The 14293-nt window shown below is 59.7% G+C and carries 14 protein-coding genes; 8 read left to right on the forward strand and 6 right to left on the reverse strand.

Translation table 11 applies throughout. The features are described 5' to 3' along the window. Window positions 1–116 precede the first annotated feature (116 nt). Window positions 117–1412 (reverse strand): serine hydroxymethyltransferase, encoded by a 1296-nt coding sequence (gene glyA, locus BUA42_RS02175; protein ID WP_072776050.1) that lies wholly within the window; start codon window positions 1410–1412, stop codon window positions 117–119. A gap of 171 nt (window positions 1413–1583) precedes the next feature. Here glyA and BUA42_RS02180 point away from each other — a divergent pair, with 171 nt between their 5' ends. From BUA42_RS02180 to BUA42_RS02195, 4 genes are all read left to right on the forward strand, one after another. Further along, window positions 1584–2345 carry an NAD kinase gene (locus BUA42_RS02180; protein WP_072776696.1) on the forward strand — a complete coding sequence of 254 codons (762 nt, stop codon included), beginning with the start codon at window positions 1584–1586 and terminating at the stop codon, window positions 2343–2345. A 147-nt stretch (window positions 2346–2492) separates the two neighbouring features. Beyond that, a complete protein-coding gene (locus BUA42_RS02185) occupies window positions 2493–3305 on the forward strand; it encodes a trypsin-like serine peptidase (RefSeq protein ID WP_084066077.1) in 813 nt (270 codons plus the stop codon). Between the two features lie 28 nt (window positions 3306–3333). Then, complete coding sequence (locus BUA42_RS02190) at window positions 3334–4101, forward strand: AAA family ATPase (protein ID WP_072776051.1); 768 nt, start codon at window positions 3334–3336, stop codon at window positions 4099–4101. Between the two features lie 47 nt (window positions 4102–4148). Continuing rightward, window positions 4149–4673 (forward strand): hypothetical protein, encoded by a 525-nt coding sequence (locus BUA42_RS02195; RefSeq protein WP_072776052.1) that lies wholly within the window; start codon window positions 4149–4151, stop codon window positions 4671–4673. A gap of 20 nt (window positions 4674–4693) precedes the next feature. Here the strand turns inward: BUA42_RS02195 and BUA42_RS02200 are convergent, their stop codons facing one another. After that, window positions 4694–6091: an MORN repeat-containing protein gene (locus BUA42_RS02200; RefSeq protein WP_072776053.1), complete on the reverse strand. Its 1398-nt coding sequence runs from the start codon at window positions 6089–6091 to the stop codon at window positions 4694–4696. 153 nt (window positions 6092–6244) lie between these two features. Here BUA42_RS02200 and BUA42_RS02205 point away from each other — a divergent pair, with 153 nt between their 5' ends. Continuing rightward, window positions 6245–7906 carry an NAD+ synthase gene (locus BUA42_RS02205; RefSeq protein WP_072776054.1) on the forward strand — a complete coding sequence of 554 codons (1662 nt, stop codon included), beginning with the start codon at window positions 6245–6247 and terminating at the stop codon, window positions 7904–7906. 53 nt (window positions 7907–7959) lie between these two features. Here the strand turns inward: BUA42_RS02205 and BUA42_RS02210 are convergent, their stop codons facing one another. Continuing rightward, entirely contained in the window at window positions 7960–8352 is a 393-nt protein-coding gene (locus BUA42_RS02210) for a metallopeptidase family protein (RefSeq protein WP_072776055.1), read from the reverse strand. A gap of 42 nt (window positions 8353–8394) precedes the next feature. Beyond that, window positions 8395–9321: an MBL fold metallo-hydrolase gene (locus BUA42_RS02215; RefSeq protein WP_072776056.1), complete on the reverse strand. Its 927-nt coding sequence runs from the start codon at window positions 9319–9321 to the stop codon at window positions 8395–8397. 165 nt (window positions 9322–9486) lie between these two features. On the opposite strand from BUA42_RS02215, the gene gltX reads away from it, so the two are divergent. After that, entirely contained in the window at window positions 9487–10824 is a 1338-nt protein-coding gene (gene gltX / locus BUA42_RS02220; protein ID WP_072776057.1) for a glutamate--tRNA ligase, read from the forward strand. A 94-nt stretch (window positions 10825–10918) separates the two neighbouring features. Then, entirely contained in the window at window positions 10919–11872 is a 954-nt protein-coding gene (locus tag BUA42_RS02225; protein ID WP_072776058.1) for an NAD(P)-dependent alcohol dehydrogenase, read from the forward strand. Between the two features lie 15 nt (window positions 11873–11887). Here BUA42_RS02225 and BUA42_RS02230 read toward each other — a convergent pair whose 3' ends face one another. Both BUA42_RS02230 and BUA42_RS02235 read right to left on the reverse strand, forming a co-directional pair. After that, window positions 11888–13135, reverse strand: a complete 1248-nt coding sequence (locus tag BUA42_RS02230; protein WP_072776059.1) for a DUF2254 domain-containing protein — start codon at window positions 13133–13135, stop codon at window positions 11888–11890. Further along, on the reverse strand, window positions 13135–13710 hold the full coding sequence (locus BUA42_RS02235) for a gamma-glutamylcyclotransferase family protein (protein ID WP_342715905.1): 576 nt from the start codon (window positions 13708–13710) through the stop codon (window positions 13135–13137). The genes BUA42_RS02230 and BUA42_RS02235 overlap by 1 nt, the downstream gene beginning before the upstream one ends. An 80-nt stretch (window positions 13711–13790) precedes the next feature. On the opposite strand from BUA42_RS02235, the gene BUA42_RS02240 reads away from it, so the two are divergent. Continuing rightward, a complete protein-coding gene (locus tag BUA42_RS02240) occupies window positions 13791–14264 on the forward strand; it encodes an RrF2 family transcriptional regulator (protein ID WP_072776060.1) in 474 nt (157 codons plus the stop codon). Window positions 14265–14293 lie beyond the last annotated feature (29 nt).

The following is a 14293-nucleotide window of genomic DNA, read 5'->3' on the forward strand; positions in this document are numbered from 1 at the left end:
ACCAATTGCGGAAATTTGGCCTGCGGCAGTACCGCGCCATTCAGTTTTTATCACAAAATTTACTGGGCGCGCCGCAGATTCTTCGTACGAAGAATCTGGCGGTGCCTCAGTAAATTCTAGAGATCGGGATAGATCGGGAAACGCGCGCAGAGCTCGGCCACTTCGGCCCGCACCTTATCCTCGACCGCGCTGTTGCCCTCTTCGCCGTTGGCGGCCAGCCCGTCGACAACCTCGATGATCCAGTCGGCAATCTGACGGAATTCGGTCTCCATGAACCCGCGCGTCGTCCCCGCGGGCGTCCCAAGACGAATGCCCGAAGTCACCATCGGCTTTTCCGGATCGAAGGGCACGCCGTTCTTGTTGCAGGTGATATGCGCGCGACCCAGCGCTTTCTCGGTCGCGTTGCCTTTCACGCCTTTCGGACGCAGGTCGACCAGCAAAACATGTGTGTCGGTGCCGTGCGTCACCGTATCAAGCCCACCCTTGATGAGCTGATCCGATAGCGCCTGAGCGTTGCGGATGACGTTCTGCTGGTAGGTTTTGAACTCGGGGCGCAAGGCTTCACCAAACGCCACGGCTTTGGCCGCGATGACGTGCATCAGTGGGCCGCCCTGGATGCCCGGGAAGATGGCGGAATTGAACTTCTTCGCCAGTGCCTCATCATTCGTCAGTATCATCCCGCCGCGCGGACCGCGCAGCGTCTTGTGCGTCGTGGTCGTCGCAACATGCGCATGCGGGAACGGGGAGGGGTGCTCGCCCGCCGCGACGAGACCCGCAAAATGTGCCATGTCGACATGCAGATATGCGCCGACGCTGTCGGCGATTTCGCGCATGCGGGCAAAGTCGATCTGGCGCGGGATGGCAGATCCGCCCGCGATGATCAGCTTCGGCTGATGTTCGGTCGCAAGCGCCTGTACCTGATCGTAGTCCAGCAGATTGTCTTCCTTACGCACGCCGTACTGGATCGCGTTGAACCACTTGCCGGACTGGTTCGGCTTGGCGCCATGCGTCAGGTGACCGCCCGCATCAAGGCTCATGCCAAGGATTGTGTCACCCGGTTGCAGAAGCGCGGTGAACACGCCCTGGTTGGCTTGCGAACCGGAATTCGGTTGTACGTTGGCAAAGCCGCAATCGAACAGCTTGCAGGCCCGTTCGATGGCAAGGTTTTCGGCCACGTCCACATACTGGCATCCGCCGTAATACCGACGCCCAGGATAACCCTCGGCATACTTGTTGGTCATCACAGACCCCTGCGCTTCCATCACGGCGCGGCTGACGATGTTCTCGGATGCGATCAGTTCGATCTCGTCGCGCTGGCGGCCCAGCTCGTCGGTGATCGACTTGAACAGCTCGGGATCGCTGTCGGCGAGAGATTTTGTGAAGAATCCGGTTTCACGGTGCGGGGCATTCATGGGCAGAGCCTCCTTGAAGCAGGTACAAAGCTGGCGATTACGTATAGGAGTCGTGCCAAAAGGCAAAGGCAGGAAAGCGACCAGACGCCAGAAAGCAGCGCCATGTCTGGTGCAATCGAAGCGTTTGTGATTGTTTCGGGACCGGACGACCCCGATAGGAACATTTTCCACATGTCATTGCGCATCGCTTTCGCCGCCAGCTCGGCCCCGCTTGCCCAGGCTGCGAAGGCGAGCCTGACGCGGCGCTACGGTGACCACACCGAAGCGGGCGCGGATGTGATCGTGGCATTGGGCGGTGACGGGTTCATGCTCACCACCCTGCACCGCACGCAGGACCTGCCCGCGCCGGTCTACGGGATGAACAGGGGCACGGTCGGGTTCCTGATGAATGAGTATTCCGAGCACGGCCTCGAAGAACGGCTGGCCGCTGCAGAGGAAGAGGTGATCAACCCGCTCTCGATGAAGGCCGAGACGAATGAGGGGCAAATCCATCATGCCTTGGCCATCAATGAGGTCTCTCTGCTGCGCGCCGGACCGCAGGCCGCGCGACTGCAGATCAGTGTGGATGGCAAGGTGCGAATGTCCGAACTGGTTTGCGACGGTGCGCTGGTCGCCACGCCTGCCGGGTCGACGGCCTACAACTATTCGGCGCATGGCCCCATCCTGCCGATTGGATCGGACGTGCTGGCCCTTACCGCAATGGCTGCATTTCGTCCGCGGCGATGGCGTGGCGCGTTGTTGCCGAAGACGGCTCAGGTGACCTTTGATGTGCTGGATGCGGAGAAACGTCCGGTGATGGCCGAGGCCGACTCCCGCGCAGTACGGGATGTTGTCCGGGTCGATATCCGGTCGGAGCCGTCAATCGCCCATAAGGTTCTGTTCGACCCCGGTCATGGGCTGGAGGAAAGGCTAATCCGGGAACAGTTTGTCTGATCAATGTGCGTCGTGTTGTGCATGGCGCGACACAGGTTTATCGCTACTCGCCTGAAAATGCACGCCTTTGACGTGATGCTGCCCATCTCTTGCCACGACTGACACCTATGCTTCGACAGATACATTTCTGTTTGAAAGCGATGGCACATGGCGATTTGGCGGTACATTCTTCTCGTGGCCTTGATCCTGCTTTCCAGCGCAGCCCTGACACAGGAGAGGGATCGCCTCGATGACCGTGGAGAGCTTCTGGGTTGGGAAGGCGTGGGGCGTCTTGATCTGGGCGTCGGCACCTGCACCGGCGCGCTCATTTCGCGCGATCTGGTGCTCACGGCGGCGCATTGCGTGGTGGACGACGCGACGCGCACCGTTTTGCCCATCGCAAATATGACATTTCACGCAGGCTACACCCACGGTCATGCCGCGGCGTCTCGGGGTATCGCCAAGGTGGTCGTGGCGGATGGCTACCTGAGCAAGTCGCCCAAATCCCTGACCGAGCAGGTGCAACATGACGTTGCCTTGCTGCGACTGGACAGCCCTGTATTCAGCACCGAGGCAGAGCCGTTCAAGATACAGGACGAGTATATTGAGGACACGCGGGTCACGCTTGTCTCCTACGGCCGAGGCCGAAACACCTCTCTACAGCGCGAATCCGGATGCCGGATAAAACAGACCTATTACGGCGGGATTATCACCTTCGACTGCGACGTGACATTCGGGTCTTCCGGTGCCCCGGTGTTCGCGAATGTCGATGGTCGTCTGCGCATCGTGTCGGTCATCTCCATGATGTCTCAGGTTCCCGGCCAGGACAAAGAGGCCATCGGCATGACGCTGCCAACTGTCGTCAGCACCCTGATGCGCGAAATGCGCAACGACGCGTCCCGTGCCCCCGTATCTGCCGGAGCGAAGCGCGTCGGCGTCGGTCAGAGGTCCGGTGGCGCACGGTTCGTGACCGTGGATTGAGGACGGAACCGGTCGATGCAGGTGCAATATGGCGAGCCGTAAAAAAGGAACCAGTCTGCCGTCACCGTTTCTGCAGTGCATCTCGGTCATGGACGGCATGTTAGAGGAAAGGTCTGGCTATCCGTTTGACATGCCGTGGTTGCAAGCGCCCGATTTTGAACTCCGTTTCACAACGCCAGTGACCGTTGTTGTAGGCGAGAACGGCACTGGAAAATCCACTCTGATCGAAGCGATCGCCGCACTCAGTGGTTATGATGAGGCGGGCGGTGGCAAAGGATATCGTACCGTCGATCATTCCAACGCAATTGATGTGAGCGGCGCCGGGCTAGCGGATGTGCTCCGCGCGGCGTGGCTGCCGAAGATTACAAGCGGCTGGTTCTTTAAGGCCGAGACGTTTTTTTCGGTCGCGCGATACCTCGATGAGGTGGAGAGTCCGATGGCGGACTATCTGTCGTGGAGCCATGGAGAAGGCTTCGTTCGCTTTTTTGAAGAACGGATGCGGCGTCAGGGAATCTATTTCATGGATGAACCAGAAAGCGCGCTGTCACCAAAACGCCAGCTTGAGTTGCTTCGCATCCTCGACCGCATTCAAAAGGCAGCGACCTCGCAAGTCATTATGGCGACCCATTCACCGATCCTCATGGCTTTGCCCGGCGCACGTGTGCTTGAGACCACCCGGCAAGGGATCTTTGAGATAGATTATCGCGATACGGAACACTTTCGCTTGTACCAGTCCTTCACTGTTGATCCTGAGGATTTCATTCTCGAAGCTCTTCGCACAGACGAGGGCTCGTGATCGTTGATGCCAAATCCGAAGTTCCGTGACGAAACACTCCCTGAGAAATGCCTGAGTACACATCCTTGATCGCGCGCCATCGCGACGCTCTCAATTCGCTGCATGGCGATGTGCAGGTGACATTTCGCACGAAAACCCACTCAGCAAAGCATGAAAAAGACTGGAAAGACGCCTGTCGCGCTTTTCAAGAATTTGAGTCCGAAGTCGATCGCATTCTAAGGACTGTCAACGTTCAAACGATCTGCGCCAACGAAAAGATCAGAGAGTTTGTTTTCGATTTCCTTTCTGTAGACCCCATTTATTTCAGGTCTGGCTACGAGAAGGAACGCCTTCTTAGGCTGTTGAAACCTGTGAAACTAACCGAATTCGAGAAGCAAACACTTCGACAGATAATCCTGCGTCGGATCAGAACTGGGGCCTTGAGGGAGTTTCGAAAGTTTTGTCAGATGATCCCGCGCATTCAAACGGAAGACTTTTTGAATGACCTTCGCGACGCGGGTCATTCTGGTGACCAGCATGTAAAACGACGGGCGCGTTTCGCTTTGACTTACGCCAATGTGCGAGCGGACTAAGTTGTCTGTTCAGATCACCATCACCCATCCGTCAAAGCACCATTAACCCACTCGCCGGTGGCCTCTTCGCCTGAGGCGTAGCGCATGGTGCCGGTGCCTTGGCGTTTGCCGTCGAGGAACGTGCCTTCGTAGACGTCTCCGTTGGCGTAGGTCGCCGTACCCTGACCGCTGATTTCGCCGTTTTCCCAGGCGCCGGTGTAGCTGAAGCCGTCGGCCATGGTGATGGTGCCCTGACCGTGGCGTTGGCCGTTTTCGAACTGGCCGATATAGACTGTTCCGTCCGTGTAGGTCGCCGTGCCTTGGCCGTGGCGTTGGCCGTCGCGCCATTCACCTTCGTATTTGTACCCGTCCGGGTAGGTCATCATGCCCACGCCATGGTTGCGGGCGTTCTTGAAGTCGCCTTCGTAGACGAGCCCATTGGCATAGGTTGCCTTGCCCTTGCCGTCGATCACGCCATCAACCCAGGCACCCTCGTAGGTCGAGCCATCGGGATAGGTGATCTTGCCTTCACCATTGGCCAGATCGCCGCGGAACTGGCCTTCATAAACGGACCCGTCGGGATAGGTCACCTTGCCCTGGCCTTCGATCTGGCCCGCGACCCATTCGCCCTCATAGCGGTAACCGTCGGTGCCGATAAAGGTGCCGATGCCTTGCCTCAGATCGTTCTCGAACTGGCCTTCGTAGATGTCGCCGCTGGCATAGGTGACCTTCCCCTGGCCTTCGCGGCGGCCTGCCACCAACTCGCCTTCGTAGATATCCCCGTTGGCTTGCGTCAGCGTACCGGTGCCGTCGATCTGGCCATCCTTCCACATGCCTTCGTAGATCAATCCGTCGGGCATCGTCAGCTTGCCTTGGCCGTCGCGGTCGCCCTCGGCCACACGGCCTTCGTAGACAGAGCCGTCGGGGTAAGAGATCGTGCCGTTGCCTTCCTTGACACCATTGACCCAGTCGCCTTCGTAGACATATCCCCCCGGACTTTGCATCGTGCCGCGACCGTGGTGCAATGCGTTGCGGAACGAGCCTTCGTACCGGACGCCATTGGCGTAAAGCGCGACGCCCTGTCCGGTAATCTTGCCATCAAGCCACGACCCCTCGTAGGTCGAGCCATCGGCGAAGACGATCTTGCCGATGCCTTCGGGCTTTCCCTTGGCGAACTGGCCTTCGTAGACGGATCCGTTGGGGAAGCGCGCAACGCCATCGCCGCGAATCTCGCCCTCGACCCAGTCTCCGGTGTATTCATATCCGTTGGGCAACCGGTACGTGCCGGTGCCGTGTTGCAGGCCATTCTGGAAGGTGCCTTCGTAGACACCACCGTCATCGTATTGTTTCGTCTGCACCGCGTCGTCTTGGGCGAACGCGTGCCCGGCGACCAGAGTACCGAACGCCGCTCCGAGAAGTGCCTTGTGTGCCGAAGTCATCTGCCTGTTGTCCCTGTCATGCCTGTAGTCATGATCGTTAACGAAATCCTAAGCCTTTGAACCGGACCAGACAACGCCTTTCCCGACAAGATGCTTTCCCTCGCGCAGTGTTCTGCTATGTGACCGTCGATGTCGGGAAAGGGAGACGTCGGCATGACGGATCGGTTTCGGATCACATTGGCACAGCTGAACCCAACCGTGGGTGACCTTGAAGGCAACGCCGCCAAGGCCCGTTCTGCGTGGGAAGAGGGCAAGGCCGCCGGGGCTGATCTCGTCGCGCTACCCGAGATGTTCATCACCGGGTATCAGGCGCAGGACCTGATCGTGAAGCCTGTTTTTGTCGAAGCCGCCGTCGCGATGATCGAAGCGTTGGCGCGGGACTGTGCCGATGGACCGGCGCTGTGCATTGGCGGGCCGTCGGTTGGCGAAGACCTGAAGCTGCACAACAGCTATTTCACGCTGCAGGGCGGCAAGATTGCCCAAGTGGTACACAAGTACTTTCTTCCGAATTTCAATGTTTTCGATGAGGTCCGCCTGTTCTCGCGCGACCGGATGCAGGGGCCGGTTGCTGTCAATGGTGTGCGCATCGGGATGCCGATCTGCGAAGACGCATGGTATCCGGACGTGGTCGAAGCTCTCGAAGAAAGCGGGGCGGAGTTCCTGCTGGTGCCGAACGGATCGCCCTATTTCCGCAACAAGTTCGAGACGCGGCTCAATCACATGGTCGGACGTGTGGTCGAGTCCGGTTTGCCGCTGATCTATCTGAACATGGTTGGCGGGCAGGACGATCAGGTCTTCGATGGCGGGTCTTTTGTGCTCAATCGTGGCGGCACTCCGGCGGTGCAGTTGCCGATCCTTGAAGAAGTCATAAGCCATGTCGATCTTGAGCGCACCACCGAGGGCTGGCACGCGCTTGATGGCGAGTTCACCCAGCACCCCGAAGAGATGGAGCAAGACTACCGCGTCATGGTCACCGCGCTGCGTGACTACATGGCGAAGACTGGTTTCAAGAAGGTGCTTCTGGGGTTGTCCGGCGGCATCGATTCCGCCATCGTTGCCACCATCGCGGTCGATGCGCTGGGCGCTGAGAACGTACGGTGCGTGATGCTGCCGTCGGAGTACACATCCGAGTCGTCCTTGGACGATGCCAAGGCGGTGGCCGAGAACCTCGGGTGCAGGTACGATTTTTTACCGATTGGTAAAACCCGCGATACCGTGACCGAGACCCTTGCGCCGCTCTTCGAAGGTACGGAAGTGGGGCTGACTGAAGAGAACATTCAGTCACGCATCCGCGGGCTGTTGCTCATGGCGCTGTCCAACAAGTTTGGAGAAATGCTGCTCACGACGGGCAACAAGTCCGAAGTGGCTGTGGGCTATGCCACGATCTATGGTGACATGGCGGGCGGGTACAATCCGATCAAGGACATGTACAAAACGCGCGTATTCGAGGCCTGCCGCTGGCGCAACGAGAACCACAGTGACTGGATGATGGGACCCGCGGGCACCGTCATTCCCGAGCGGATCATCACCAAGCCGCCCTCGGCCGAGCTTCGTGCGGATCAGAAGGATAGCGATTCACTGCCCGATTACCCGGTGCTGGACGGGATCCTGAACATCCTCGTCGACGAGGATGGGTCCATCGCGGATTGTGTGGCAGCGGGGTATGACCGTGCGGACGCAAAGAAGGTCGAGCATCTGCTCTACATCAGTGAATACAAGCGCTTCCAATCCGCTCCGGGTGCCCGCCTGTCAAAACGGGCGTTCTGGCTGGACCGGCGTTATCCGATTGTGAACAGGTTCCGCGATCCGAGCTGAGGGGAAGCCCGTTCGAACGGGCTTCGGCGAGGCATGTCGAAATGCGTTCCGCTTTATTCCCACCAACGGTCGATCTCGGCAATCTCGTCATCGGTCCAGCCAAAGTGATGCGCGATTTCGTGGATGACGATGTGGTGCACGAGCTCCTCAAGCGTGTTGTCATTGCGCTCGCGCCATTCGGCGAGGATCGGTTCGGAGAAGAGCCAGACAGTGTCGGGGAAAGGCGAGGGGTCCACCTGTGATTTCTGCGTCAAGGGCACCCCGTCGTATAAACCAGTAAGCTCAAGCGGATCTTCGATCTCTAGCTCAGCCAGCATGTCTTTGTCCGGCCAGTCGATTACCTGCAAAAGAACGTCCTGACACAGGTCCCGAAATGGTTGAGGCAGCCCATTGAAGGCTGCCTCGGCGTAGCGTGTGATGTCGTCAATATCGGTGGTCACGTCCATGCGCGTATCAGCACCGCACGCGCCACATACGTCAAGTGTGGATCACAGCAGAAGCTGGTAGCTGTGCGGTACGTAATGGAACCCGTCGCCGCGTGTGTCGACGTAACCCACACCCGGGAACGGCATGTGATAGCCGATGAACGGGACTTTGTCGGTTGCCAACATGCCCAGCACGCGGCGGCGCGTTGCGGCGGCGGCTTCCTTGTCCATGTCGAACCGCACTTCCCAATCGGGGTGAGCCAGCGACCAGACGTAGTGGTTGGCGAGATCGGCGAAGATCAGAAGCTGCTGGTCGCCGCTGTCGAGCATGTAGGTCATGTGACCGGGCGTGTGGCCGAACGCGGCCATCGCGGTGATGCCCGAGGTGACACTGTCGCCATCCCCAAGGAAACTCATCTTCTCGGCCAGCGGTGTGACGTTATTGGCAAAGCCCTCGTTGTCGGTGCCCGACCAGTGGTCGAATTCGGCCTGACCGGTGATGTAGGCGGCATTGGCGAAGGTCTCGGCGCCGTCGGTCATGAGACCACCGATATGGTCGCCGTGCATGTGCGTCAGCACGACATGGGTCACCGCGTCAGCCGAATGGCCCGCCATCTCGACCGCTTGCGCTGTGGCGGCACCGTTGAGACCTGTATCGAACAGGATCAGTTCAGAGCCGGTGTTGACCAGCGTCGGAGTGAAGAAGAACTGCGCTTTGTCTGTCGGGATCAGCGCTTCGGCGGAAGCTGTGTTAAACGTTTCGGCATCAACATTCATGCCGAAGATGCCCTGCGGTTCCTCGACCGTGCGGGAGCCGACAAGAAGCGTCGTGACTTCGAAATCGCCGACGCCAAAGCGGCTGACGCGCGGAAGCTGCGGACCTTGTGCGTGGCCGCCTGCCTGCACTGCCGAAGCGCCAAGGCCAGCAACCAACGGAGCGGTTGCCGCACTGGCAAGAAGCGTGCGACGCGACATGGACGTGATGGACATTGTGGTGTCTCCCCTTTGTGATGTGTGGCTAAATAGCTGGGTCGTGCGCCGGGGCCTCTGCGTTCACGGGTTCGTGATTGTGCATGCATGCAGAGCAATGGTGCGGGGCTTTCTGGACAAACCGCCCTGCGTGTGGGAAAGCGCGCCCGACAGGAGACCCGTCCCATGACAACGACTCGTTTCGCACCTTCGCCCACCGGTTACATCCACGTTGGCAACCTGCGCACTGCCTTGTTCAACTACCTGATCGCCCGGAAAGCGGGCGGCACGTTCATTTTGCGCATCGACGACACCGACCCCGAACGGTCAAAGGACGAATATGTCGACGCGATCAAGCAGGACCTGGAATGGCTCGGACTGACGTGGGACCGGGTGGAGCGGCAATCGGAACGGTTGGACCGTTATGCCGAAGCGGCGGACACGCTGCGCGAGATGGGGCGCTTTTACGAGGCGTTCGAGACGCCGACCGAACTGGATCTTAAGCGCAAGAAGCAGCTGAACATGGGCAAACCGCCGGTCTATGACCGCGCCGCATTGGCGTTGTCTGCAGCCGAGAAAGACGCTCTGCGGGCCGAACGTGGCGACGGGGTCTGGCGGTTCAAGCTGGATCAGGAGCGCATCGAATGGACCGACGGCATCCTTGGTGACATCTCGATCGACGCGGCAAGCGTCAGTGATCCCGTGCTGATCCGCGCAGATGGGCAGGTGCTCTACACCTTGGCCTCTGTGGTGGATGACACCGAGATGGGCGTGACACATGTCGTTCGTGGCTCCGACCACGTGACCAACACCGCGACGCAGATCCAGATGATCGAGGCGCTGGGCGGCACCGTGCCGACATTCGCGCACCACTCTCTCTTGACCGGCCCGCAGGGTGAATCCCTGTCCAAGCGCCTCGGCACTCTTGCGCTGCGTGACCTGCGGGAGCAGGGCGTTGAACCCGAAGCTTTGTTGAGCCTGATGGCGCGGCTTGGATCCTCACAGCCAGTTGAGCTGCGCATGTCACTGGAAGAGATCGCCGTGGGATTCGACCTGAGCCAATTCGGCTCGGCCCCTACCAAGTTCGACGTGCAGGACCTTTTCCCGCTCACCGCGCGCAAGCTGCACGCACTCGCATACACCGAGGTTGCAGACGACCTTGCCGCGCTGGGCGTTCCCGAAGACCAGGCGGAGGCGTTCTGGAACGTGGCGCGCGAAAACGTGACGACGCGAAGCGATATCGCCGTCTGGTGGAACCTGTGCAAGAACGGTGCAGACCCGCTTGTCGCGCCAGAGGATGCGGAATTCGTTTCCGAAGCGATGTCTTTGCTGCCCGAAGGTCCGCTCGATGCCGACACATGGTCGACCTGGACATCCGCCGTAAAAGACGCGACTGGCCGTAAGGGTAAGGGTCTGTTCATGCCGCTGCGCAAGGCGATCACCGGACAGGAACGCGGTCCGGAGATGGCGGAACTGCTTCCGCTGCTGCAAACGATCCCGGCGCGGAAACTGGCACGGTCCTGATCCGGGTTTCCCGGTCTTGGCTTTGATCTGCGATTGAATTCGGCGCCTGCGAGGCGCAAGCTCCCAACGACGTGACACAGTCGCCGGAGACCGCATGAAAGCCGTGGTACAAGACAGGTATGGCGGGCCGGAGCACCTGAAACTCGCCGATATCGCGGTTCCCGAACCCGATCCCTCGCAGATCAGGGTCAAGGTTCTGGCCTGCGCCGTGAACCTGTCGGATTGGGAATACCTTGTGGGTTCGCCCTTCTATGCGCGGCTCATTGGGGGTGTGTTCCGCCCGAAACACGCGGTTCTCGGATCAGATATCGTCGGGGTGGTCGACAAGCTTGGCGCCAGCGTGAAGGGCTTCGAGCTGGGCCAACGCGTGATGGGGGATGTGGTTTCGGAGCGTCGTGGGTTTGCCGAATACGCCTGCGTTGCGGCAAACGACATGGTGGTCGTTCCAGACGAGTTGACCGATGAGGTGGCGGCCTGCCTTCCCCAGGCGGGGGGCATTGCCGTCGCCGGTACGGACGGCCTTCGATCCGGCGACAGGCTCTTGATCAATGGCGCGGGCGGCGGTTCGGGGACGATGGCTCTGCAACTGGCCAAGGCAGCAGGCGCCCATGTCACCTGCGTCGACAACGCCGGCAAGGTGGAATGGCTGCGGTCCCTCGGCGCTGACGATGTGATGGATTACCGAACGCAGGATTTCTCCGAGACCGGACAGCGTTGGGACCGCATCCTCGATATGGTCGCGACACGCGGCCCGGCCCAGATCGCTCAGGCGTTGGTGCCCAAAGGCGTGTATCGGGCCGTCGGCGGTGGCGTCGATGTGCTCTTGTCATTGCTGATCGGAGGATTGCGATACCGCTTTCAAGGCAAGTCGATTGGCATACTGATGGTCCCGGCAGGTCGCGAACTGACCGCACGCGTTGCGCGGATGGTTGCGGACGGCACGCTGACACCGCATCTGGAGGCCGTATTGCCGCTCTCCTCCGTACCGGACGCCCTGCGGCGCACCGGGGAGGGAGAGGTAAGGGGAAAGCTCGTCATCAAACCCTGATCTTGCGCAGCATAGTCAGGTTTGCTTTGCCTTCTGGCGCAGAGACTCCACTGCGTCCGGATCCTCGATGCGCCGGTCGATGATACCAAGCGCAGTGTCCCTGAGTTTTTCAGCGCCCTTCGCCATGTCCGACCATTCGCTTCTGCTCAGTCGGTTCGCGGCCTTGAGCATCTGTGCCATGACATCAAACCGATCCCCGCCATCCTGCATCAAGGCGGCAAATCCGTCCTGAAGCAAATCGTCGGCGGAGACCGTGCCGATGATAACGTTTTCGTATTTCGTTTCGATGTCGCGGTCGTTTGTCGCCATCTGCTGGCTGACTTCCCACAGAATGCGCTCCATTCTGTGGATGACGTCGATTGCTGTGCCGGGGTCGTTCACGCCGGGCGACAATGCGCGGGACGCAACTTCGGACAGTATAACCATGCCGAAGCGGGCGTCTTGTTCGACCGTCCGCTTGTCGCCAAGCGTGAAGTTTTCCAGAAGCGCATCCGGTTCTTCAAAGCCGGACACATAGCCAATCGCGGCCCCCTTGAGCACCCAGCTTCCGGGAGGTGCGGTGACCCATAAGGTCGCTTCTTCTTTACCGAGTTGGGTATTCAGTTCGGCAAGGCTGATGAACTGCACATAGCCGGACACCGGCGCGCAGAGCGTCGCTGCGTCGTCCGGAACGCGCGGGGCGTTGTTTGCATTTCGCGCACCCAAGTTTGGCGTTTTCGCCAATCGACGCAACGGTGGCGCAGCGGCGGCTTCGACCAAGGCCAGTGTATGGTCAAGGCTGCCAAGCTGGCTGAGATGCGCGATCCACCTCAGTATGGCGATGATGATGAGGAAGATGCAGACCAGCGTCATCGCGAACACGATGACGGCGGCGGAGTCGCCGTAGAACCCCGCGCGGAACATGACGATCGCACCCAGCGAAAACAGGAATGCACCGACAAAGACCGACATGACGTTCAGTGTCGTCATGTCCTGCATCAGAATACGGTACGCGCGCGGCGTGGCCTGTCCGGCGGCAGAGCGGAATGCCGACACCATGATGCCCAGTGAGAACGTCGTCACGGCAAGCATGGACGACGCCAGAATATTCAGAATGGGCAACACGGCATCGCGGGAAAACCGGTCGCTCAGGCCTTCGGGTATGAAACGGTCGAGCAGTGGCGCGATCATGGCGATGATGAGTGCAGCCGCGCCAAAGGCAGAAATGCGAATGCCGGGGCGACGCCAGAGCCGCGACAGGATCAACCATATCCGCGCCCGCATCAGGCCATGACCCTGGCGCGGACGGTGACCAGCATGTCGTCGACGAAGGTCCGTTCTACCTGTGTCAGCCGTTGCGCGCGCGGATAGATCGGGGCTTCGCGATCGTCCTTAACCGGTGTCGACCACCCTTCGGTCGTGGTGATGAACCGCATCGCGCCGTCCTCGCCGAATTCTCTCAAATAGCCCTGCAAAACAGCATCGATATAGCTCAGCAGGATGGGATGCTCTTCATCTGGAGGGGCCGCGTTTGACGGCGGAATTGCGTAGATCGAGATGTCCCGCACAGCGGTTGCGGTGTGGGTCACGGCTTCGGTCACGGGGACACGGTCATAAGCGTATTCGCGTGCATCCAGCGCCTGCCAATCATCGTTCGGCACGGGCGCAATCACTCCGTCGATCTGCGCATCCGGGTCAGGGACAACAGACAGAAACGCGGCGGGTCGGATTGGTGCGCGGTGCCAGACCCGCCGCCAACCCGTAATGTGGCTCAGATGGATCGGGGTGAAGTCGTGTGTGTTGCGATTCACCAAGGAACCGTAACCAAAAAAGTGAGGATGTTGATCCAAGATAGGCACTCGCGTCGGGTTGATGTATATCAAAGACAGCTTTGCACGAAGCGTTAGCCTTGGCTATCCGATCAGAGAGGGTATTCATCTTGCGAGTTACCAAACGGACCAATATCGCGATGCGTGTCCTGATGTTCTGCGGAGCGAATACCGGCAGACTGGTCACGAAGGCGGAAATCGCGGAGCGCTGCAATGCCTCCGAAAACCACTTGGCTCAGGTCATCAATCAACTCGCTCAGCTTGGGTTTCTGCACACGCAACGTGGCCGGAACGGTGGGCTGTCGCTTGGTCGGCCGGCCGAAGACATCAAGATCGGCGACGTGTTTCGTGTGCTTGAGGCACCCGTGCCGCTGGCCGAATGCTTCGCCGACGTGGACAACACGTGCCCGCTGACCGAAGCCTGTCGTCTGCGCACCGCTTTAACGGACGCAGTTGAGGCATTCTACAGATCGCTCGATCCGATCACGCTGGACGCTCTGATCTGCAAGAATCACGACCTTCTCAAGATTCTCAATCCCGACGCCTGTGCGATCCGGGACGATGCGCTTGCTTTGGGCACTTGAGCCGATTTCGAATTCAGTCTAACTCTTGA

This window comes from Marivita hallyeonensis (assembly GCF_900129875.1).
Classification (GTDB): Bacteria; Pseudomonadota; Alphaproteobacteria; order Rhodobacterales; family Rhodobacteraceae; genus Marivita; species Marivita hallyeonensis.

Coding starts and splice junctions, on each gene's coding strand:
- BUA42_RS02185 (WP_084066077.1), top strand. CDS start 2,493: ATGGCGATTTGGCGGTACATTCTTCTCGTGGCCTTGATCCTGCTTTCC.
- BUA42_RS02230 (WP_072776059.1), bottom strand. CDS start 13,135: ATGCGGGCGCGGATATGGTTGATCCTGTCGCGGCTCTGGCGTCGCCCC.
- gltX (WP_072776057.1), top strand. CDS start 9,487: ATGACAACGACTCGTTTCGCACCTTCGCCCACCGGTTACATCCACGTT.
- BUA42_RS02210 (WP_072776055.1), bottom strand. CDS start 8,352: ATGGACGTGACCACCGATATTGACGACATCACACGCTACGCCGAGGCA.
- BUA42_RS02200 (WP_072776053.1), bottom strand. CDS start 6,091: ATGACTTCGGCACACAAGGCACTTCTCGGAGCGGCGTTCGGTACTCTG.
- BUA42_RS02225 (WP_072776058.1), top strand. CDS start 10,919: ATGAAAGCCGTGGTACAAGACAGGTATGGCGGGCCGGAGCACCTGAAA.
- BUA42_RS02215 (WP_072776056.1), bottom strand. CDS start 9,321: ATGTCCATCACGTCCATGTCGCGTCGCACGCTTCTTGCCAGTGCGGCA.
- glyA (WP_072776050.1), bottom strand. CDS start 1,412: ATGAATGCCCCGCACCGTGAAACCGGATTCTTCACAAAATCTCTCGCC.
- BUA42_RS02205 (WP_072776054.1), top strand. CDS start 6,245: ATGACGGATCGGTTTCGGATCACATTGGCACAGCTGAACCCAACCGTG.
- BUA42_RS02180 (WP_072776696.1), top strand. CDS start 1,584: ATGTCATTGCGCATCGCTTTCGCCGCCAGCTCGGCCCCGCTTGCCCAG.
- BUA42_RS02195 (WP_072776052.1), top strand. CDS start 4,149: ATGCCTGAGTACACATCCTTGATCGCGCGCCATCGCGACGCTCTCAAT.
- BUA42_RS02190 (WP_072776051.1), top strand. CDS start 3,334: ATGGCGAGCCGTAAAAAAGGAACCAGTCTGCCGTCACCGTTTCTGCAG.